Genomic DNA, 20,670 nt, shown 5'->3' with positions numbered 1-20,670 from the left:
GGTCAGTAAAATGTTTTATTAAGAAAATAATTTGTCTATTTATTGGAGAAAAAATCAGTATGTAAAATACTTTGTTTTTACAGCATTAATAGTAAATAAAGAGAAAATATATGGTCATAGAAAAGACAAAAACATCCAAAAAAATATTATTTCTTTTTCTTAAAAGCTGAAGTTACTTTAGGCTCTGTTCCTTTGACTAATCGTTTAATATTTTCAATATGCAAAATGATAGCTATTCCAAAAAGTAGCAAAGCAATGATCGTTGGACCCATCCCAGGAATCCATAAAAAAGTTGCTGTACAAAAAACAAGATAAAACTCTAAAACACCAACGATTAAATAGTTCGTTGCAAAAGATAAAATAACAAATAAAATAAGTGCAAATAAACCAATTTTCCAATCAACAGCAAGCAATATCCCTATGATGGAGGCTGTACCTTTACCCCCGTTAAAGCCCATATGGAATGGGAAATTATGACCTAGAATGACACCAGCTGCTATGAGATAGGTGAAGAGCCAAACTTGTACCTCTGTGTATTGTGCTGCATCTGCAAGAAAGAAATGTGCACCGATAATTGCTAATACACCTTTACCAATATCAATAAGCGCTACTAGTACTCCGTATTTCCATCCAAGGGAAAGGGTTGCATTGGATGCACCTGCATTCCCATGGCCAGTCTTTTTTAAATCTACCCCAGATAAAAACTGTGCCACTTTAGAGCCATGAAGACAGCCAATAATATAACCAACAATAATAAATAAAATGATGGTTTTAATCACAAAAATCCTCCTTTCTAAATAAATATTAAAATAGTGTATGCGTTCATATTACGTAAAGAAGCAGACTGAAGTTTCGGAAAAAATAAAATTTTAGTGTTGACAGAAAAAATGTCTATGTTTATACTGTGTAACAACGATGGAAATTGAATCTCAATACTCTTATCAAGAGCGGCGGAGGGATAGGCCCTATGATGCCCGGCAACCAGTAAGTGACGAACTTGCTAAGGTGCTAATTCCTACAGATTCTTACTTGGATCTGGCAGATAAGGGGAGGAAAACTTGCAACTGCAACCCTCTTCTTAGCTGAAGGGGGTTTTTGTTTTCTACTAAAAAATCCTCCTCATCTCCGGTACCATCGTAAAAAAATAACCATTTGGAGGTACAAAATGACAAATTTTAAACCAGAAACATTGCTGTTACATGGTGGCCAAGAGCCAGACCCAGTAACAGGATCTCGCACCGTACCTGTATATCGCTCAACGGCTTTTGTTTTTAAAGACACTGCTCATGCGCAACGTCTTTTTGCCCTAGAGGAAGCTGGCAATATTTACACACGTATTACGAACCCAACTGTAGATGTTTTTGAAAAACGCGTCGCTTTATTAGAAGGCGGTACAGCAGCAGTGGCACTTTCATCTGGTGCAGCAGCTATCGCATTTTCAATTTTAAATCTTGCAGGAGCAGGGGATGAAATTGTTGCCGCTAGCTCTTTATATGGTGGTACCTATAACTTATTTGCCAATACACTACCAAACTATGGTATTAAAACGATTTTCGTAGATGAAACAAATCCTGAGAATTTCAAAGCAGCCATCACTGATAAAACAAAAGCGGTATTCGCTGAAATTTACGGTAACCCAAGTTTAAAAGTACTAGACATTGAAGCAGTGGCTAACATTGCACATGAAAGCGGCTTACCATTAATTATTGATAGCACTTTTGCTTCACCTTATGGCTCTACACCAATTGATTTCGGTGCCGATATTGTCGTTCACTCCGCAACAAAATGGATTGGTGGACATGGAACTACTTTAGGTGGCGTTGTAGTTGATGCAGGGAAATTTGATTGGACTCGTGGTCGTTTCCCAGGATTTACTGAGCCAGATGCTTCCTATCACGGTTTACGATATGGCATTGACACAGCAGCGGCTGCATTTGCTACAAAACTGCGTGTGCAATTACTACGTGACTTTGGACCAACATTAAGTGCTGATGCAGCCTTTAATTTTTTACAAGGTTTAGAAACGCTTCATTTGCGTATCCCTAAACATAATGAAAATGCTTTAGCAGTAGCCGAATATTTACAAAACCACCCATCTGTGGAATATGTAAATTATAATGGCTTAGAAGATTTCCCTACACATGATTTGGCTAAAAAATATTTAAGAAATGGCTTCGGTTCTGTGCTTACATTTGGCATTAAAGGTGGACGTGAAGCAGGGCGTAAATTAATAGATAGTGTGAAATTATTCTCCCATGTAGCTAATGTAGGGGATGCTAAATCATTAATAATTCACCCAGCTTCTACTACACATCAGCAACTATCAGCTGAAGAGCTAATTCAAACTGGTGTAACCGAGTCGCTCATTCGCTTATCAATCGGTTTAGAGGCAGTAGAGGATATTATTGCAGATTTAGAACAAGCTATTGAGCAAGTAACAGCTTCACAACAAAAGGTTGAAGCATAAAACATAGGCTAATGTTGTGGCGTTTACGTATTTTCTCATTCGATAAGCCTCATTTGGTAATGCGTAAAACTTTGCTACATCAAGCGCTTATCTCATTCGATAAGTTATCAGAAATTTTTCATAAGTAATACCAAGTAATTTTATAAGTATTATTGACTTAAATAAAACCATGCTATATACTAGGGTATAAGTTAAACGTTCGAAAGGCTACCAACCTAGAACTAATTTTCGGCACCGATTTTTGCCTGATTCGGTGCTCCAAATGATACTTTGATTCCATTCGTTTTCATAAGTGCTCCCCCACTTTTGAAATATATAGGAGTAGCTGCCAAGCCAGCAGCTACTTTCACTAAAAAACTGATGTTAAAGGAGTGTTTGAAATGGGAAATGTTTATAGTGCACAAAACATTGCATCTTATCTTATTTATGAACTAAATGAAGGTCATGTGTTTGTGAACAACATGTCCATTCAAAACATACTGGCATCAGTTGAACGTAAATGGCAACAAATTTTTGGACATTCTGCTTTTGAGGAGAACGTTTATGCAAAAGAGGAAGGCTATACAGTAAAAGAAGTTTTTGAGGCATATGAAAAATATGGAGCAAGTCATATTCCTCTACCTGCAACAGAGTTCTATTTAAAATATGGCACATTTCAACTAGTTGAACGTACGTATGCTATACCAAATTTTACACGAGATGAGATAGAACTTGTTCAGCAAGCAATTACACAATATCGTTATCAGTTGTTAATAAAAGCTAGTTAATCCTCCCTCATATATTTGAGCTCATTCTCTGCTGCTACAGGGAATGAGCTTTTTAATTAACAAAAAAAGGGAGTAAGCTGTTTTTTTAATAATTTTATAATTATCTATCAAAAGAACAATTTTTATAGATGTTGTAACATACATATATAATAGAAGAAAGACGATCCTTTTATAAAAAAATCGTCAATAATTGTTCATAGATTATAGAACATCTTAAAAAACGTATAATAAAGGGAATGAAACCGATTTCTTCTGCACGTCTAGGGAAAACAAATGTCCTTCCTAGAAAGATTTTTCTTGTGCAATGTATGTATTTGCGTTACAATTTTCTTTAAGTTAAATTTTGAATTATTTGAATTTGTGTGCTTGTCAGTTTATCTCCATAAGACAAATTTATTCATAACTGAGAGTGAAATATCAAATATTTATACAAGTTACTTTACGGGGCGTGTGCACAATTCAGAATTAGTACGGATGAAGCTAACGCTTAAATATAATGAAACTGCGGAATGTAAGTTGGAGGGAATAACAGGAATGGCAACTATAAAGGCAGCGATTTTAGGATTTGGGACGGTAGGTCAAGGGATTTACCATATATTAAACGAAAAGCGAGAAGAGCTTAGACATAAATTAGGCATTGAGTTAGAAGTAGCAAAAATTTTAGTGACAGATGCTAGCCGTGAACGCGTACCAGGCACAGCACATTTGATGACTACTAGTATGGACGATGTATTAGCTGAACCGGGCATGCAGGTTGTGTTTGAGGCAATCGTGAATGAGGAGCCAGCATTTACGTATTTAAAGCGTGCAGTTGAACATAAATGTCATGTCATCACTGCTAACAAGGTAATGTTCGCTAAAAAAGGCTTAGAGCTACAGGATCTTGCGAAAGCAAATGGTGTTTTTGTAGGCTACGAGGCGACAACGGCAGGCGGAGTACCTGTCATTAAAACAATGAAAAATATTTTACTTGTCAATGACGTAAGCCGTATTCAGGGTATTTTAAATGGAACTTGTAACTATATTTTAACGAAAATGCGTGCAGAGGGATGGTCATTTGAGATGGCACTCAAAGAAGCGCAAAATTTAGGGTACGCAGAGGCAGATCCATATAATGATATCTCAGGTCAAGATTCCTTCAAGAAATTAATGGTGTTAAGTGCATTGGCATTCGGTGAGCAACCGGATTGGGCAGATGTAGAAGTGATTGGCATTGATAGTATTTCTGCTGAACAGGTAAAGGAAGCAACTGCAAAGGGTCTGCGCTATCGTCATGTTGCAGAAGTAGAAAAACTGGCAGGTGGTAAGATTATAGCTAAAGTAGAGCCTTTATTAGTAGACGCAGAACATCCATTGTATCCTGTTGATGATGTCAATAATGCTGTTGCCTTAGATACGAACTATATCGGTACTTTGACGCTTGTAGGCCCTGGTGCAGGCATGTATCCTACAGCAAGTGTTATGGTTGAGGATTATGCTGAAATTATTGGTAAGCGTGCTGGATTTCTTGTGAGTATTTAACTACTTTCAACAAATATCTCCCACCTCTATAGGTGGTGAGATGAATACGAATTTAAGTACTTTTCAGACGGTGTCCAAACACCCGCTGAAATAAGGTAAGCCTCCAGCGGATGTCACGGAATCGAAAAGGAGTTAATAAAGGATGTTCGCCTAAAAAAATCGCATCCATAAGATAACAGACCTGTGTCCCGCAGGCCTTAGCATCAAGACGATTCCAGACGCAATTATGCCGAGGCATAATTGATATAGAAAACGCAAAGTTACAAGGATTGCTACTTGATAACTTTGCGTTTTTCTTGTTGAACAACGTTAATCCTCGTCCTTCACATCGATATCCTCAGGTATTGGAGTATTACGCCAAATCTCTATTTCTTCTTTGATACGCTCTAACTGATCAAAGTAGGTATTAAATTGTCCGCTATTAATTAAAATTTGGTCTCCATCATATACAGATCGAATACGTCCCTCGTAGACTAACCGTAGAATTTGATCTTCAGACATGCCAAGATCTATCGCTGTTTCTTCAACTGTTTTATACATATTTTCGCCCCTTTTATCTTAATTCAGCAAATCTTTACTGTGCGAAAGCGAAGCGACAGCAACAAATCCTTACTGTGCGAAAGCGAAGCGACAGCAACAAATCCTTACTGTGCGAAAGCGAAGCGACAGCAACAAATCTTTACTGTGCGAAAGCGAAGTGACAAGTAAAGATGCTTCCACTCATAGTAACAGGATATTTCTTTTCAGTGAGTATAAAAAAGCCCACTGAAATAGAGGAAATCAAGCTAAGATCTTTACATTCCGTGAAAACGCCTGAGTACCAACACCGTGCCCCTGGTGGGTGTACAAATTTTGAAGAGGAGCTTTGCGATCAAGCTCGAAAAAAATCTGAACGCAATTACGCTGGAGTATAATTGATCGCTTTTATTATAACGTCCTTTTCTAAGAAAAGCATATTCATCACATAGGATTTAAAAATGGTAATTGTTTGATTTTGGATAAATCTGTATTATTAAAGGTGATGATGTTTTCGATGGGGGAGGAGCTATTTATGATATTTTCATTTTTTGTCCTTCTGACTACTTTATTATTGGCATATAACGATTTGTTCTACAATTGGTGGAGGATTATTCATTAAAAGCTTAAGAAATTCTTCATTTTTATAATAAGTGGTTTTTAAGATTTAAACGGTACAATATTAATTGAGAGCGAGGTGTATATCATGACGAAACTAACAGTTCTTGTAACAGACGATGATCAAGATATTCGTGATGGTATTGAAATCTATTTAAAAAATGAGGGCTATAATGTAATAAAAGCTGCTGATGGTTTAGAAGCACTTGAAAAGCTAAACAACAATGAAGTACATTTAATTATTTTAGATATTATGATGCCCAATATGGATGGCATAACAGCAACATTTAAAATTAGAGAAGAGCGCAATATTCCAATTATTATGCTTAGTGCTAAGGCAGAGGATGGTGACAAAATCCATGGATTATCTGTTGGTGCAGATGATTATGTCACAAAGCCTTTCCATCCTTTAGAGCTACTGGCACGTGTAAAATCACAGCTTCGTCGTTATGTACAGCTTGGGACGTACAATGAAGGGGCAACAAAAATAGAAATTGATGGACTGGTATTAGATGAAGATGCTAAAGAAGTAATTTTAGAAGGAGAACCAGTTCGATTAACACCAATTGAATATAAAATTACGGAATTATTAATGAAAAATGTAGGGCGTGTGTTTTCAATTCGGGAAATTTATGAGCGTGTTTGGAATGAAGAAGCCTATAATGCAGAGAATATTGTGGCTGTTCATATTCGAAAAATACGTGAAAAAATTGAAGCAGATCCGAAAAATCCACGCTATTTAAAGGTGGTATGGGGCGTTGGCTATAAAATGGAAAAATAAAATTGAACAATATGTAACAATAATTGGTTTCGTAGCAGGAGTTATTGGGTTAATTTATTTTGGTATCTATGCCTATCAAATGGTAAATGCTCGCTCTTCTGAGGTACTACAATTTCTTGAAAGAATTTTTTAGAGGGGAGTGTGCAACATGTTGAAAAAATGGAGAACCCTTCTTGCACTTTTGTGTTTAATTTGGGCGATTTTCAGTATATTTACATTCTCTAGGGTAGGGTATCAATATATTGGAAAATCTTATTTTCAATCTGAAAATTTTCAGCATGAAATTGATAATTTTCAATCACAGCTAGGGCCATTAGTGTTGAATTTACCAACTGCTGACGATTTAAAAAGTAAAATAGAGGTTACGCAAGGTGAAATAGAAGATCACCGCAATTATTATGGGTCATTAGGAGAACAGATCGATAATATAAAGGCTCAATATGAGAGTCGCATTCAGGAAGCTACCAATGTGAATGCAACGGATTTAAAAACAAAGCTTGAAAAAGAACGTGATGAAAAGATAAAAGATATTACAGCTAATTTTGAGGATGATGAGCATGTCCGAAAAAAAATTCTTGCTCAAAAAGAAGAAGTCATTGATCAATATATAAAGGCAGCAAAAGATGAAGCAAAAAGTTTTGTGAAAAACTATAATTATTGGTCCTATGAATTAACAAACACAGATACAGGTGAAATATATCGTTCAGGTGATGTTTCTGAAAGCAGTGCCTATAAAATAAGATATACCCCACAGCATCCATTAACTACCTGGAATATTAGTGATAATTTAAGTCATATTTTTTATCGAACAGATACTAGTGTTGAAACAGAGACTTTAAGAGAAACTACTGACTACACGGGTACTATTACGATTTCTAAAAAATTAGCTCAATTAGCAGGCATTATGGAAGGCTATGAGCAGTTTACACGAAATCAGTATATTTTCTTCTTTATTTGGATAACAGGTATTTTAGCAGCTGTTTTTGCATGGAAAGGGCGCAAAGAAGTGCTACAGGTGGTACAGGGTATCAAGGAAAAAGAAGCCCTTGCTAGGATGAAAATTGATTTTCAGTTAATCATTTTGTTTATATCTGGCTGTATATATTGGGCGGCATCAGAAATTACCTTAGAATCCATCGAATATCACTACCAAAATAATTATGTAAGCTATGTACTCGATTTTTTATTTAAAGTAGGGGTACTCTTTATTGTTGGTATTTTGTTCTATGTCCAGCTGATATGGTTGTACGATCGGGTGAATACAGCCAAGAAATTAGAGGGGAATTTAAAGTCAAGCTATTTATGGGCATTAGGGGATTCGATGACTGATTTATTTATCAATCGATCCATCGCACTACATTCTATTGTCATGATTAGTGCAGCATTTTTCGGTGGTGGTAGCCTTGTTGCTTCCATTTTAATGGGTAGTAGATTCCCAGTACTAGTTCTGGGTATTTGTACAATTATAGGGGTTCCGTCCCTTGTTATTTTCTTATCTAGAATGGGCTATTTAAACAGAATTATGAAGGATACTAAGGATATGGCAGAGGGGCGCTTAAACCGTGATGTCAAGGTAATAGGCAAATCACCACTTAAGGAGCATGCAGAAAATCTTAATCATTTAAGAGAAGGTGTTCGTACATCTATGCATGAGCAGGCAAAAAGTGAGCGTTTAAAAACAGAGCTTATTACGAATGTTAGTCATGATTTGCGAACACCACTGACATCCATTATTACCTATACCGATTTACTAAAAAATCCTGACATTACAGAGGAAGAACGCAAACAATACATTCATATACTAGATAAAAAATCAGAGCGTTTAAAAGTTCTAATAGAGGATCTTTTTGAGGTTTCGAAAATGGCAAGTGGCAATATCGAGCTTCATCGAAGTAGAGTTGATTTATCACAGTTAATACAGCAGGCAGTAGGGGAACATGAGGAAGATTTAGTACAAGCTCATCTAGATTTACGAATTACAAAACCGAATGAACCATTATATGCTTATGTCGATGGGCAAAAATGGTGGAGGCTAATCGATAATTTAATTGTCAATGTATTAAAATATGCATTAGAAGGTACAAGGGTTTATGTAACATTGAAACGTACAGCAGATGGTGATGCTGAATTTACGGTAAAAAATGTAGCTAAATATGAAATTAGCGAGGATGCTGAGGAGTTATTTGAACGATTTAAACGAGCAGATGCTTCCCGACATACGGAGGGCTCAGGGCTGGGCTTAGCAATCGCTCAATCCATCGTTGATCTTCATGATGCTCGAATGAGTATAGATGTAGATGGTGATTTATTTAAGGTCATCGTTCGTATTCCAGCAGTATAGTTAAAACAGCGGCAAGTAGTTTGCCGCTGTTTTTTTATAAGCCTAAGTTTTTAGCTATAATTACTTTCATGACTTCATTGGTTCCCGCATAGATGGACATAACAGGGATATCTCGGTACCTTCGAGCAATTTTATATTCTTCCATATAACCATAGCCACCATGTAATTGCATGCATTGGATTGCAAGCTCACGTGCATTTTCGGTAATCCAGTATTTAGCCATTGATACTTTTGTGACAACATCATGTCCAGCAATATGTTCTTCAATTAAGGATTCTAAAAAGGCTTTACCAAGCTCGATTTTTGTGGCCATTTCGGCTATTTTAAATTGAGTATTTTGAAAATGACCAATGGATTTGCCAAATGCTTCTCTGGATTTTACATAATCAATTGTTAAGGCTAACATATCCTCAGCGGCCGTCTGTGCAGCAATAGCTACTGCTAAACGTTCCTGCTGTAACTTTTCCATCATATAGATAAAGCCTTTTCCCTCTTCACCAAGAAGGTTTTCTACAGGCACTCGACAGTCCTCGAAATATAGTTCGGCTGTATCCTGTGCATGCATCCCAACCTTATCAAGTTTACGCCCTTTTATGAAACCTGCTGTGCCACCCTCGATGACTAAAAGGCTTATGCCATGATGCTTTTTTTCAGCCTGAGGATTCGTTTTCACTGCAACAACTACTAAATTTGTATGAATGCCATTTGTGATAAATGTTTTTTGCCCATTCACAACATAATGATCACCGTCGCGAATAGCTGTTGTTTGAATATTTGCCAAATCGGACCCTGCTCCTGGTTCCGTCATTGCAATGGCAGTTATATAATCACCTGTAACACATTTAGGCAACCAGCGTGCTTTCTGCTCTTGTGTGCCATATGCTTCGATGTAGGGCACGACAATATCATTATGCAGACCAATGCCAATAAGACTGGAGCCTATTCTTTCCAGCTCCTCTTGAATAATGACACCAAAGCTAAAATCTAATCCAAGACCGCCAAATTGTTCTTCTACCTGGGGACATAGATAGCCCATTTCTCCAAGCTTTTGCCAAAAGCTAAGTGGTATGAGGTGATCTTTTTCCCATTGTTCATAGTGTGGATCGGCTTCCTCTGCTAAAAACTTACGTATAGTTTTACGGAATAACTCATGCTCTGCTGATTCAAATTTATACCTTGTCATTTGAATAACACCCCTTTTAGCTAGTAAATACGTAAATTTACTTTCTTGTTTGTTATAATACTGGAAAAAATGTGAAAGTGCTATATTTTATTGAGTAATTCATGAAAGATGACGAAAATGTCACTAATCCCATGAAATTGTCATGTAAAACGTGAGAAAAAGTAGATAGACATAGGTACAATTTAATTGGCAATAGACACTCATTTTCTCTAGAAGTTTATTTTGACTTAGCTGATCTCTATCGTGCGAAAGCGAACATTAGGTATAAAATATGTTCCGCCACTAAAGGCCACGAGATGAATATGATTTCCTTTCTTATTCAGCGTTCGTTTGTACGCCCGCTGAAATAGAGGAACTTTAAGATCTTCACATCCTGTGAAAACGCCTGAGTGACCAACATTATGTTGGCCTAAGATTTGGTGGATAATGTCAACGTTGGAGTAATTGATTATAAGTGCTTATTAAAATATGAATGGTAAAGATAATGCTATAATCAGTTAAGAATAAATGAAAGTAGAGGACTAGGGCATGCCAAAAGTAATCAGTGGAATTCTTCTATTAAGTCTTTATAGTGCATTCACATTTTACATAGGGTGGGGATTGAAGCAGTGGCTTGTTTCACTGGGATGGTTTCGATATCCCATACTCTATTGGTTAGTACTGTTTATTGCTGCTTTTAGCATTGTTTTCGGAAGACTACACGAATCTTTAAAAACATTCTCTGTAATAGGCAATTACTGGATGTTCATTTTTGAATACGGATTATTGATTTGTTTAACAGCACATCTTGTAATTTGGTTAAGCCCCTTTAAAAATGTGCAGATAATTGGTAGTATAGCAATTGCTGTGTTGTTTGTACTAAGCATTGTTGGTTCCTATTTAGCATATTCACCTGTAGTCCGTCATTTAGAGTTCACGATGGAGAAAAAGACTAGTGAGTTAGATACGTTGAGAGTTGTTGTGGCATCGGATTTTCATTTAGGTGTTCTTTCACATAAAAAACATTTAGAGCGCTTTGTTACATTATCGAATGAGGCAAAACCAGATATTGTTTTTTTAGTTGGAGATATAGTGGATGATGATCCTAAATGGTTTGTAAATGAGGGGATGGCTGATGTGATGAAGCAGCTAACTACTACATATGGCGTGTATGGTGTACTGGGCAATCACGAATATTACGGCAAGAAAATCCCTGAGTTTGTGGAAGAGATGGAGAAAGCCCATGTGAAAATTTTACGAGATGAAACTATTCTGATTGATAATACGTTAATAGTAACTGGTCAAGAGGATTTGACTAACAAGGAAAGAAAACAACTTGATGCCTTGATGTTAACAGATGATCTGCCATGGTTTGTAATGAATCATACGCCAAATGATTTAAAAACACCTGCAGATTTGGGTGTAGACTTTCATATGTCAGGACATACACATAAAGGTCAGCTTTGGCCTAATCAGTATATAACATCTCGAGTATTTGAGCTGGATTACGGTTATAAGATGAAGGAGCAAATGCATACACTTGTTTCATCAGGTTTTGGCTTTTGGGGCCCCCCTATGAGGATAGGTAGCCGTTCAGAACTATGGGTAGTGGATATACATTTACAATAACCTATAGCAGTAGCTATTTGAGGTTCTAATCAATGATAAACAGTTATATTCAAAAAAAGGTAAGGTGACAACGTGGAAATCATAGAGTTAGTAAAGGCACTTATTTTAGGCTTTGTAGAGGGTATGACAGAGTTTGCGCCTGTTTCATCGACAGGTCATATGATTATAGTAGACGATATGTGGTTAAAAACAGAGGAATTTTTAGGGATGTATCCCGCTAATACGTTTAAAATTGTTGTACAATTAGGGTCCATTTTAGCCGTCGTCGTTGTAATGTGGAAGCGAATGTTAAATCTTGTTGGACTTTATAAAATTGATGGGCAAACAACATCTGTAAAGGGGCACTTCAACTTATTGCATGTAATCGTAGGGATGTTGCCAGCAGTTGTGTTAGGTTTTGCCTTTAAAGATTTTATTGATGATCATTTATTTAAAGTAGAGCATGTTATTTATGCATTAGTGGCTGGGGCACTTTTAATGATTGCTGCAGATAAGCTTGCTCCAAAAAGACCAAAAGTGGATTCGCTGGATAAAATCTCTTACGGCTTAGCATTTAAAGTAGGTCTAGTCCAATGTTTATCACTGTGGCCAGGGTTCTCCCGCTCTGGTGCAACAATTTCTGGTGGTGTACTATTTGGTATGAGTCACCGTGTAGCAGCAGATTTTACTTTTATTATGGCAGTACCAATTATGGCTGGAGCTAGCCTAGTCTCTGTATTGAAAAACTGGGATACGTTATCTATGGATTATTTAGGCTTCTATGTAGTAGGCTTTGTTAGTTCATTTGTCTTTGCATTACTTTCAATTAAATTCTTTTTAGCGCTCATTTCTAAAGTGAAACTGATGCCATTTGCTATTTACCGCTTAGTGTTAGCAGCTGTATTAGCCGTTATTCTTTTTATGTAAATTAGATAGTCACTCTTCTTTTAAAAAGATGAGTGGCTTTTTTATGTCAATTTAACCGTGCTTATGTAAAAAATTTAGGATAGAATCGAAAAAGATGACTAATACACAGTAAAAAAGACCTCGATATTCTTAAATTAAATGGGTAATTAACTCGAAAACGGACAGAATTTACCTATATATTGTAACTTTTATGGATTAGACCTTATAATAGATGCAGATGTAAACTGGATACTTGTTACTTTTAGATGATGGTTAGTAGGATAGATATAGTATGGCCAAGAACATATGCATGAGGTGGAGAGAATGTTTCATATTGGAAATAGGCCTAAGAAAAATACAATTGAAATTAGTAATGAATCAAGTATAGGGGTTATTATTCAAGATCAGGAACGTTTGTTACAAATAAATCTTATAAATCTGACTAGACAGGATTTACGGTTGATTAGGAGTTTAAAGCCTTATATCGAACGCAATGTCGTAGAGGTAGTGGCAGCATTTTATCAAGCTGTAGAAGGTGTGCCAGCCTTACTTGAGGTAATTCAAAAGCATAGCTCCAGCGAACGTTTACGCCAAACATTACGCCATCATATTATAGAAATGTTTGAAGGGCGTATTGATGAAGCCTTTGTGGAGAAGAGAAGACGTGTGGCAAAAATGCATGTAAAGATTAATCTATATCCTAAATGGTATTTAGCCGCCTTTCAAAATCTTGAAAAATCATTAAGAAAAATAGTTTATGAGCTTCAGTTATCAAAGGGCGAGGAAGAAAAATTTTGTGAAGCTATTAGTAAAATTTGTAATTTAGAGCAGCAAATTGTTTTAGAGGAATATGATAATTATGCAAATATATTGATGGAAGAGCATCGAAATAGTGTGCGCGCACATGTTAAGGAAATAATTGGCGGGATTTCCACACAACTAGAAACTCAATCCCATAGCACGAACGAGACCGTTACGGAACTTATTTTTAGTGCTAAGGAAGTTAATGATTATTTGAAGGACAGTATTAAAGAAGCGAAAACAATGCAAAAAGTATCCAATGAAGGTTATTCCAAAATAGTTTTGATGAATGAGCAAACTGGAAAAATTCATCATAAGACAGTTGATATGGCAGGAATGGTAGGAGAATTAGATAAGTCTTCCTCTAAAATTAATGATGTTGTCGAAATAGTTAAAAGTATTTCTGGTCAAACAAATTTACTTGCATTGAATTCTGCGATTGAGGCTGCGCGTGCTGGTGAGCATGGAAAAGGTTTTGCTGTTGTTGCAAATGAGGTACGAAAGCTTGCAGATCAAACCAGACATTCAGTGGAGCGAATTGCTGATCTAATAAAAATGTCTAATGGGATAACAAATCAAGTAGTCCATGCAATACAGGAGATCCAAGAGCTAGTGAATAATAGTATGGAACAAAATGCAGAATCTTTAAAGGCATTTGATGCAATATCCGGCTCAGTAGAGGGCTCTATTACCAATTTCCAAAATGTTGGACGACAAATAACAGAATTAGCTACTATTATCGAAACGATTGGTGAATCTTCTGAGGAATTAGAAAAAGTAGCCAATCGATTAGATACAACAATAAGAGATTTTTAAATATGTTAAAACTATGCATGATGTCTTGCATAGTTTTTTAATGTTCTTGGATTCGATAAAACAGCTTTTTAGAAGGATGGAACCTTTTATAGACGGATGAAATAATAGTCAGAAAGAAAGAACGCGTAAGCAAATTAGCGAAGACAAGAATTACCTAGAAAATGCGTGTACTAAGTGTTACGCTATAGGCGAATTGGGGAATTAAAAAGAGGGGTGATCGGAAAATGAAAAAGAAATTATTTATTACACGTAAGTTTCCTGTGCATATTGTGGAACCATTACAAGAATATTACGAAATCGAACAATGGGAGGAGGAAGAAGCGGTTATACCACGGGAAAAATTATTGACGGCTGTTACCGATTGCGAGGTACTGTGGGTCACTATTGAAGATCAAGTGGATGAAGAATTGTTATCGCACGCACCCAATCTTAAATTAGTAACAAACTTAGCTGTTGGCTTTAATAATATTGATGTTAAAGCATTACGCAAACGTGGCATAATGGCAACTAATACCCCTGGAGTCTTAACAAATACCACAGCAGATTTAGTATTTGGCTTATTGCTTGCAACGGCAAGAAGAATTCCAGAAAGTGAACGATATTTACGGGAGGGTAAATGGAAAAGCTGGTATCCAATGCAATTAGTGGGAAAAGATGTGTCCGCCGCTACTATTGGAATTATTGGAATGGGGCGTATTGGTCAGGCGGTGGCGAGACGTGCAAAAGGCTTTGATATGAAGATTTTATATAATAATCGAAGACGTCGTCATGAGGCAGAGGAAATGTATGGATTTAAGTATGCTTCATTAGAGGAGCTTTTAAAGCTATCAGATTTTGTTGTCATTATGACGCCATATAATAGTGATACTGTGGGTCTTATCGGGGCAGAGGAGCTTGCCTTAATGAAGGATGACGCAGTGTTAATCAATGCATCACGTGGGGGCATTATTGATGAAGATGCCCTCTATCATACACTGAAAAATGGTAAGCTATGGGCAGCAGGGTTAGATGTTTTTGAGCATGAGCCTATTGCACTGGATCATCCGTTATTAACGCTACCAAATGTTGTGGCACTTCCACATATCGGGAGTGCATCGCTCGAGACAAGAACAGCTATGTTTATGCTGAACGTGAAGGCACTTACTGCTTATGGACAGGGCAAGGCTGTTTCGAATAGAATCGATTAATGATACCTAAGTAAAATAAAAAGGAGCACATCGTCGTTAGATGTGTTCCTTTTACATAGGTATTATCTATTAAATAAATCAAATAAACCACCAATGCCGCCTTCACCTTTAGATTGACCGCCACCGCCTTGTGAAATTGGGGCTGCTGCGAAGACGCGACTTGCTAAACGGCTGAATGGCAATGATTGAATCCATACTTTACCGGGCCCCTTTAAAGTTGCGAAGAAGATACCTTCACCACCAAATAATGCCGTTTTTACGCCACCGACCATTTCGATATTGTAGTCCACATTAGATGTCATAGCGACTAAACATCCTGTATCTACGCGTAATACTTCATCAGGTTGTAGAGTCTTTTCATGAATAGCTCCACCTGCATGAACGAAAGCCATACCATCACCTTCGAGCTTTTGCATAATAAAGCCTTCACCACCGAAGAATCCTACACCAATTTTTTTCTGGAATTCGACACCAACTGAAACGCCTTTGGCAGCAGCTAAAAATGCATCCTTTTGACAAATAATTTTTCCGTTTAATTGACTTAAATCCATTGGGATGATTTTTCCTGGATACGGAGAAGCGAAATAGACATGACGTTTGCCTGAACCAGCATTCGTAAATGTTGTCATAAATAAGCTTTCACCAGTAATAAGTCGTTTACCTGCACCGAGTAGTTTTCCCATAATGCCACTATTTTGGCTTCCTTTTGAGCCATCACCAAAAATTGTTTCCATATGGATTGCATCATCCATCATCATTAAGGCTCCTGCTTCAGCTACTACTGTTTCTTGAGGGTCAAGCTCAACTTCTACGTATTGCATGTCGTCGCCAAAAATTTGGTAGTCAATTTCATGATTATTCATAATAGGATTCCTCCAAAAGTAATTTTGTTGTTACTGTATACGATTATAAGGGACATTAGTTTCATTGCAAAATTAATTATTTTAGAAAAAAAGGGAATAACATAGAAAATGTCGAATATAAAAAACTAGAATGTGTATTATTTATTTTCATTTAGTCAAGTGCCTAAGTGATTGTTAATATAATGATTACAAAAGGTACCTTCTGTGAAAGGTTTAGTAATGTCTTTTCTGCGGAAGTAAGCTAAAGGAAAATAAGGCCTCTGGCGGTTGTCACCGATGTTGCTAAGTAGGAGAGATGTTTGTTGAAAATTCGGAATTTTGACATATTTAATATTGATTAAATAGAATGATAGATAATACCTGCATGCGATGTAACGATTTAGCAACGTAGCCGAGGCATCTAGATTACTTCAGGGGGTGTGAGTATTGGAAATCAAAAACTTTATCGGTGGTGAATGGGTAACACATTCCCATTTACAAAGTATAGCAGTGACTAACCCTGCGAATGGAGAGGAGCTAGCAACTATTCCGCGTTCCACAGTAAATGAGGTAAATGAAGCGGTAGCGTTTGCTAAGCAGGCACAAAAAAATTGGGCATTAGTACCCGCGCCTAAACGTGCTGATTATTTATATGCAATCGGTCAAAAAATGAAAGAGAAGAAGGAATATTTGGCGACCGTTTTAACGAAAGAGATGGGAAAGGTAATTGAAGAGGCTAGAGGTGAGGTACAAGAAGGGATAGATATGGCTTATTATATGGCTGGTGAGGGTCGAAGATTGTTTGGGGAAACAACACCGTCTGAACTTGCTAATAAATTTGCAATGAGTGTCCGGGCACCTATAGGGGTTGTCGGCTTAATTACTCCTTGGAATTTCCCGGTGGCAATAGCAACATGGAAATCATTCCCTGCTATTGTTGCAGGCAATACATTTATTTGGAAGCCTTCTAATGAGACACCGATGATGGCCTATGAAATGGGTAAAATTTTTGAAGAAATCGGTCTACCGCACGGGGTAGCAAATATTGTATTTGGCAGTGGCCCAACAGTAGGAACAGCCTTAATTGAGCATCCAGATGTTAAGGTCATTTCATTTACTGGCTCAACAACTACAGGAAGTAAAGTAGCGGAGCTGGGAGGAAGGCATCTGAAAAAGATTTCACTAGAGATGGGTGGCAAAAATGCCGTAATTGTTATGGACGATGCTGATTTACAGCTGGCTACAGAAGGGATTTTATGGAGTGCATTTGGTACAGCTGGTCAAAGATGTACAGCATGTAGTCGAGTGATTGTGCATAAAGATGTAAGAGAAGAACTAGAAAAACGTCTATTGGACGAAATGCAAAAGTTAACAATCGGGAACGGTCTAGATGAGCAGGTGAAAATAGGACCAGTAATTAATAAAGCAGCATTAGAAAAAATCAATCACTATGTGCAAATCGGTAAACAAGAAGGAGCGACATTGTTAGCAGGTGGCAGAATATTAAACGAAACACCCTATGATAAAGGATTTTATTATGAGCCAACACTGTTTACTAATGTTAAGCCAGACATGATTATTGCACAGGAGGAAATCTTTGGTCCTGTCGTTTCAATAATCGAAGTAGCAAGTTTAGAGGAAGCGATTGAAGTAAACAATAGCGTGAAATTTGGCTTATCCAGCTCAATTTTCTCACAGAATGTGAATACAATTTTCCGCGCCCAGCGAGATTTAGACACAGGGATTGTTTATGTGAATGCAGGCACAACAGGGGCAGAAATCCATTTACCATTTGGAGGCACGAAAGGTACGGGGAATGGTCACCGTGACTCAGGAGTAGCTGCCTTAGATGTTTATACTGAATGGAAAAGTATTTATGTAGACTATAGCGGTAAATTACAAAGAGCACAAATCGATACAGAGTAACAGATCAACGAAAGGGGATGTTCTTGATGAAGGTTGTTGTATTAGGTGCAGGTTTAATGGGAAAAGAGGTAGCTCGTGATTTAATTAAAAATAATAAAGTAGAACGTGTAATCTTAGGGGACATTGATGTAGGGGTGGCACAGGATTTTGTGAACACGTTAAATACAGATAAGGTTGAGGTAGTGGAGCTTCATGCAGAGAGCGATGAATCTTTAATGGATGTCATATCTAAAGGCGATGTGGTCGTAAATGCTCTTTTCTATTCCTTTAATGAACGTGTAGCAAGAGCAGCAATTGAGGCTGGCGTACATTCCGTGGATTTAGGTGGACATATCGGTGGGGTAACGGAAAAAATTCTAGATCTTCATGAAGACGCAAAAGCTAAAGGCGTAACAATTATTCCTGATCTGGGCGTTGCTCCTGGAATGGTCAATATCTTAGCGGGCTATGGTGCATCAAAATTAGATGAAGTCGAATCTATTAAGCTATTTGTGGGAGGTATTCCAACAGAGCCGAAGCCACCTCTTCATTACACGCGAGTATTTTCTTTAGATGGGGTTTTTGATCATTATACAGAGCCTTCAAAAGCCATTCAAAAAGGAAAGCTTAAGGAAGTTCCATCTTTATCAGGTGTCGAACCTATTTATTTTGACGATTTTGGTGTGCTAGAGGCATTTTATACATCGGGTGGAATTTCCACGCTGTATAAGACATTCCCTAATGTCCGCACATTAGAGTACAAAACAATTCGTTATAAGGGGCACGCAGAGAAATTTAAGCTATTAGCTGATTTAGGATTCCTTGATTCTACAAATAAGGTAGAGGTAGATAATCAAGAAGTGCCTGTTCGAGCAGTTGTGCGAGAGGCACTTAAAAAGAAGCTTGAGCTTGGTACAAAACCGGATGCTGTACTGTTGCGCGTCATTGTTGCTGGGGAAAAGGAACAGCAGCAAGTAACATATGAGTACGAGATGGTCGTTAGAAAAGATATGACAATAAATGAAACAGCTATGGCTCGTGCAACGGCTAATACAATTTCTGTAGTTGCGCAAATGATTGGTGAAGGGAATATCACAGAGCGCGGTGTATTTGCGCCTGAATCAATTGTTCCAGGAGATACGTATATAGAAGAGATGGCAAAACGTGGTGTTGTCATAAAAGAGACATCCCATAAATCTGCAATGATTGTGAAATGGTAGGTGTCGACCATGAATTTTGACTTTACCACTGAGCAGGAGCTATTACGAAAAACCGTTCGACAATTTGTAGATGATGAAATCATACCTAATATTGCAAAGTGGGATGCAACAGGAGGCTTTGATGCAAAGATTTGGTCAAGACTTGCTGAGCTTGGCTTAATGGGCGTTTGCGTTCCTGAAAAATACGGTGGTAGTGGTATGGATTATAATGCACTTGCTATTGTTTGTGAGGAACTCGAAAGAGGAGATACGGCATTTCGAACAGCAGTTTCTGTTCATACGGGCTTGAATAGTATGACCTTAATGCAGTGGGGGACAGAGGAGCAGAAGCAACAATACCTTGTTCCACAGGCAAAGGGTGTTCGAATTGGGGCATTTGGTCTAACAGAGCCTGGAGCTGGATCAGATGTAGCGGCAATGTCAACGACTGCTGTACGTGATGGAGATTTTTATGTTATAAATGGGCAAAAAACATGGATCTCCTTATGTGATATAGCTGATCATTTTATTGTTTTTGCCTATACAGACAAATCAAAAAAACATCACGGTATTAGTGCATTTATTATAGAGCGATCAATGGCTGGCTTTACCTCGAAGGCTATTAAGGGGAAATATGGTATTCGTGCTGGTAATACTGGTGAGCTCTTTTTTGAAGATTTACGTGTACCAGTAGAGAATCGACTAGGAGAAGAGGGCGAGGGCTTTAAAATTGCCATGTCTGCTCTTGATAATGGTCGTTTCACCGTAGCTGCTGGTGCTGTGGGACTCATTCAAGCATGCCTTGAAGCAAGTGTGAAATATTGTCATGAACGTGAAACATTTGGTAAGCCTATTGGTGAACATCAGCTAGTAGGGCAAATGATTGCCAAAATGGAGGCAGGCTATCAAATGAGTCGTCTACTTGTCTATCGTGTTGGTGAACTAAAAAACAAAGGTGTTCGAAATACGAGAGAGACATCTCTTGCAAAATGGCAGGCCTGTGATTTTGCTAATAAAGCAGCAGATGATGCGGTGCAAATTCATGGTGCCTATGGTTATTCAGATGAATATCCAGTTGCGCGTTATTTACGTAACTCCAAAGCACCTGTTATTTATGAAGGCACACGTGAAATTCATACTATTGTGCAGGCTGATTATGTATTAGGGAGACGTCAGGATAAACCCTTAGGTAAAATGCTGCCACCATGGCCTTTTCATGAATAAACGAGAGGA

At 37.6% G+C, this 20,670-nt stretch carries 17 protein-coding genes and 1 riboswitch; of the genes, 13 read left to right on the top strand and 4 right to left on the bottom strand.

Going from position 1 to position 20,670, the window contains the following annotated elements; translation table 11 throughout:
• Positions 1–146 precede the first annotated feature (146 nt).
• Complete coding sequence (locus AC2CGN_RS12340) at positions 147–779, bottom strand: glycerol-3-phosphate acyltransferase (protein ID WP_429986630.1); 633 nt, start codon at positions 777–779, stop codon at positions 147–149.
• A gap of 156 nt (positions 780–935) precedes the next feature.
• A riboswitch (SAM riboswitch) is annotated at positions 936–1,049 on the top strand.
• Between the two features lie 116 nt (positions 1,050–1,165).
• Here AC2CGN_RS12340 and AC2CGN_RS12335 point away from each other — a divergent pair.
• The 3 genes from AC2CGN_RS12335 (at position 1,166) to AC2CGN_RS12325 (ending at position 4,755) form a co-directional block, all read left to right on the top strand.
• A complete protein-coding gene (locus tag AC2CGN_RS12335) occupies positions 1,166–2,467 on the top strand; it encodes an O-acetylhomoserine aminocarboxypropyltransferase/cysteine synthase family protein (RefSeq protein ID WP_429986631.1) in 1,302 nt (433 codons plus the stop codon).
• Between the two features lie 380 nt (positions 2,468–2,847).
• On the top strand, positions 2,848–3,234 hold the full coding sequence (locus AC2CGN_RS12330) for a hypothetical protein (protein WP_429986632.1): 387 nt from the start codon (positions 2,848–2,850) through the stop codon (positions 3,232–3,234).
• A gap of 534 nt (positions 3,235–3,768) precedes the next feature.
• Positions 3,769–4,755, top strand: a complete 987-nt coding sequence (locus AC2CGN_RS12325; RefSeq protein WP_286926539.1) for a homoserine dehydrogenase — start codon at positions 3,769–3,771, stop codon at positions 4,753–4,755.
• 309 nt (positions 4,756–5,064) lie between these two features.
• Here the strand turns inward: AC2CGN_RS12325 and AC2CGN_RS12320 are convergent, their stop codons facing one another.
• On the bottom strand, positions 5,065–5,295 hold the full coding sequence (locus AC2CGN_RS12320; protein ID WP_283870584.1) for a MerR family transcriptional regulator: 231 nt from the start codon (positions 5,293–5,295) through the stop codon (positions 5,065–5,067).
• A gap of 682 nt (positions 5,296–5,977) precedes the next feature.
• Here AC2CGN_RS12320 and AC2CGN_RS12315 point away from each other — a divergent pair.
• The 3 genes from AC2CGN_RS12315 to AC2CGN_RS12305 are packed head-to-tail and all read left to right on the top strand — an operon-like array spanning position 5,978 to position 9,011.
• A complete protein-coding gene (locus AC2CGN_RS12315) occupies positions 5,978–6,670 on the top strand; it encodes a response regulator transcription factor (protein WP_283870585.1) in 693 nt (230 codons plus the stop codon).
• Positions 6,648–6,803 carry a hypothetical protein gene (locus tag AC2CGN_RS12310; RefSeq protein ID WP_286926535.1) on the top strand — a complete coding sequence of 52 codons (156 nt, stop codon included), beginning with the start codon at positions 6,648–6,650 and terminating at the stop codon, positions 6,801–6,803. Before AC2CGN_RS12315 ends, AC2CGN_RS12310 begins: the two co-directional genes overlap by 23 nt.
• Before the next feature lie 15 nt (positions 6,804–6,818).
• The gene (locus AC2CGN_RS12305) at positions 6,819–9,011 is read left to right on the top strand and encodes a histidine kinase dimerization/phospho-acceptor domain-containing protein (RefSeq protein WP_429988522.1); all 2,193 of its coding nucleotides are present in this window, start codon (positions 6,819–6,821) and stop codon (positions 9,009–9,011) included.
• Between the two features lie 34 nt (positions 9,012–9,045).
• On the opposite strand, the gene AC2CGN_RS12300 is transcribed toward AC2CGN_RS12305, so the two are convergent.
• Complete coding sequence (locus AC2CGN_RS12300) at positions 9,046–10,194, bottom strand: acyl-CoA dehydrogenase family protein (RefSeq protein ID WP_429980124.1); 1,149 nt, start codon at positions 10,192–10,194, stop codon at positions 9,046–9,048.
• A gap of 528 nt (positions 10,195–10,722) precedes the next feature.
• On the opposite strand from AC2CGN_RS12300, the gene AC2CGN_RS12295 reads away from it, so the two are divergent.
• The 4 genes from AC2CGN_RS12295 (at position 10,723) to AC2CGN_RS12280 (ending at position 15,491) form a co-directional block, all read left to right on the top strand.
• Positions 10,723–11,802, top strand: coding sequence for a metallophosphoesterase (locus AC2CGN_RS12295; RefSeq protein WP_484514083.1), 1,080 nt, complete (start codon positions 10,723–10,725; stop codon positions 11,800–11,802).
• A gap of 72 nt (positions 11,803–11,874) precedes the next feature.
• Positions 11,875–12,708 (top strand): undecaprenyl-diphosphate phosphatase, encoded by an 834-nt coding sequence (locus tag AC2CGN_RS12290; RefSeq protein WP_429980125.1) that lies wholly within the window; start codon positions 11,875–11,877, stop codon positions 12,706–12,708.
• A gap of 303 nt (positions 12,709–13,011) precedes the next feature.
• Positions 13,012–14,304 (top strand): protoglobin domain-containing protein, encoded by a 1,293-nt coding sequence (locus tag AC2CGN_RS12285; RefSeq protein WP_484514081.1) that lies wholly within the window; start codon positions 13,012–13,014, stop codon positions 14,302–14,304.
• Between the two features lie 224 nt (positions 14,305–14,528).
• Positions 14,529–15,491, top strand: a complete 963-nt coding sequence (locus AC2CGN_RS12280; RefSeq protein WP_429980127.1) for a 2-hydroxyacid dehydrogenase — start codon at positions 14,529–14,531, stop codon at positions 15,489–15,491.
• A gap of 62 nt (positions 15,492–15,553) precedes the next feature.
• Here AC2CGN_RS12280 and AC2CGN_RS12275 read toward each other — a convergent pair whose 3' ends face one another.
• Positions 15,554–16,354, bottom strand: coding sequence for a TIGR00266 family protein (locus tag AC2CGN_RS12275; RefSeq protein WP_484514080.1), 801 nt, complete (start codon positions 16,352–16,354; stop codon positions 15,554–15,556).
• A 426-nt stretch (positions 16,355–16,780) separates the two neighbouring features.
• Here AC2CGN_RS12275 and AC2CGN_RS12270 point away from each other — a divergent pair, with 426 nt between their 5' ends.
• Genes AC2CGN_RS12270 through AC2CGN_RS12260 form a run of 3 tightly spaced genes read left to right on the top strand, consistent with a single transcriptional unit; the run spans position 16,781 to position 20,661 of the window.
• Entirely contained in the window at positions 16,781–18,259 is a 1,479-nt protein-coding gene (locus AC2CGN_RS12270; protein WP_429986637.1) for an aldehyde dehydrogenase family protein, read from the top strand.
• A gap of 26 nt (positions 18,260–18,285) precedes the next feature.
• A complete protein-coding gene (locus tag AC2CGN_RS12265; RefSeq protein WP_286926526.1) occupies positions 18,286–19,458 on the top strand; it encodes a saccharopine dehydrogenase family protein in 1,173 nt (390 codons plus the stop codon).
• Between the two features lie 9 nt (positions 19,459–19,467).
• Positions 19,468–20,661, top strand: coding sequence for an acyl-CoA dehydrogenase family protein (locus AC2CGN_RS12260; protein WP_484514077.1), 1,194 nt, complete (start codon positions 19,468–19,470; stop codon positions 20,659–20,661).
• The last annotated feature ends 9 nt before the right edge of the window (positions 20,662–20,670 follow it).

The organism is Lysinibacillus sp. DFXJR4, assembly GCF_057196045.1.
This window is presented reverse-complemented; position numbering and strand designations above follow the sequence as displayed.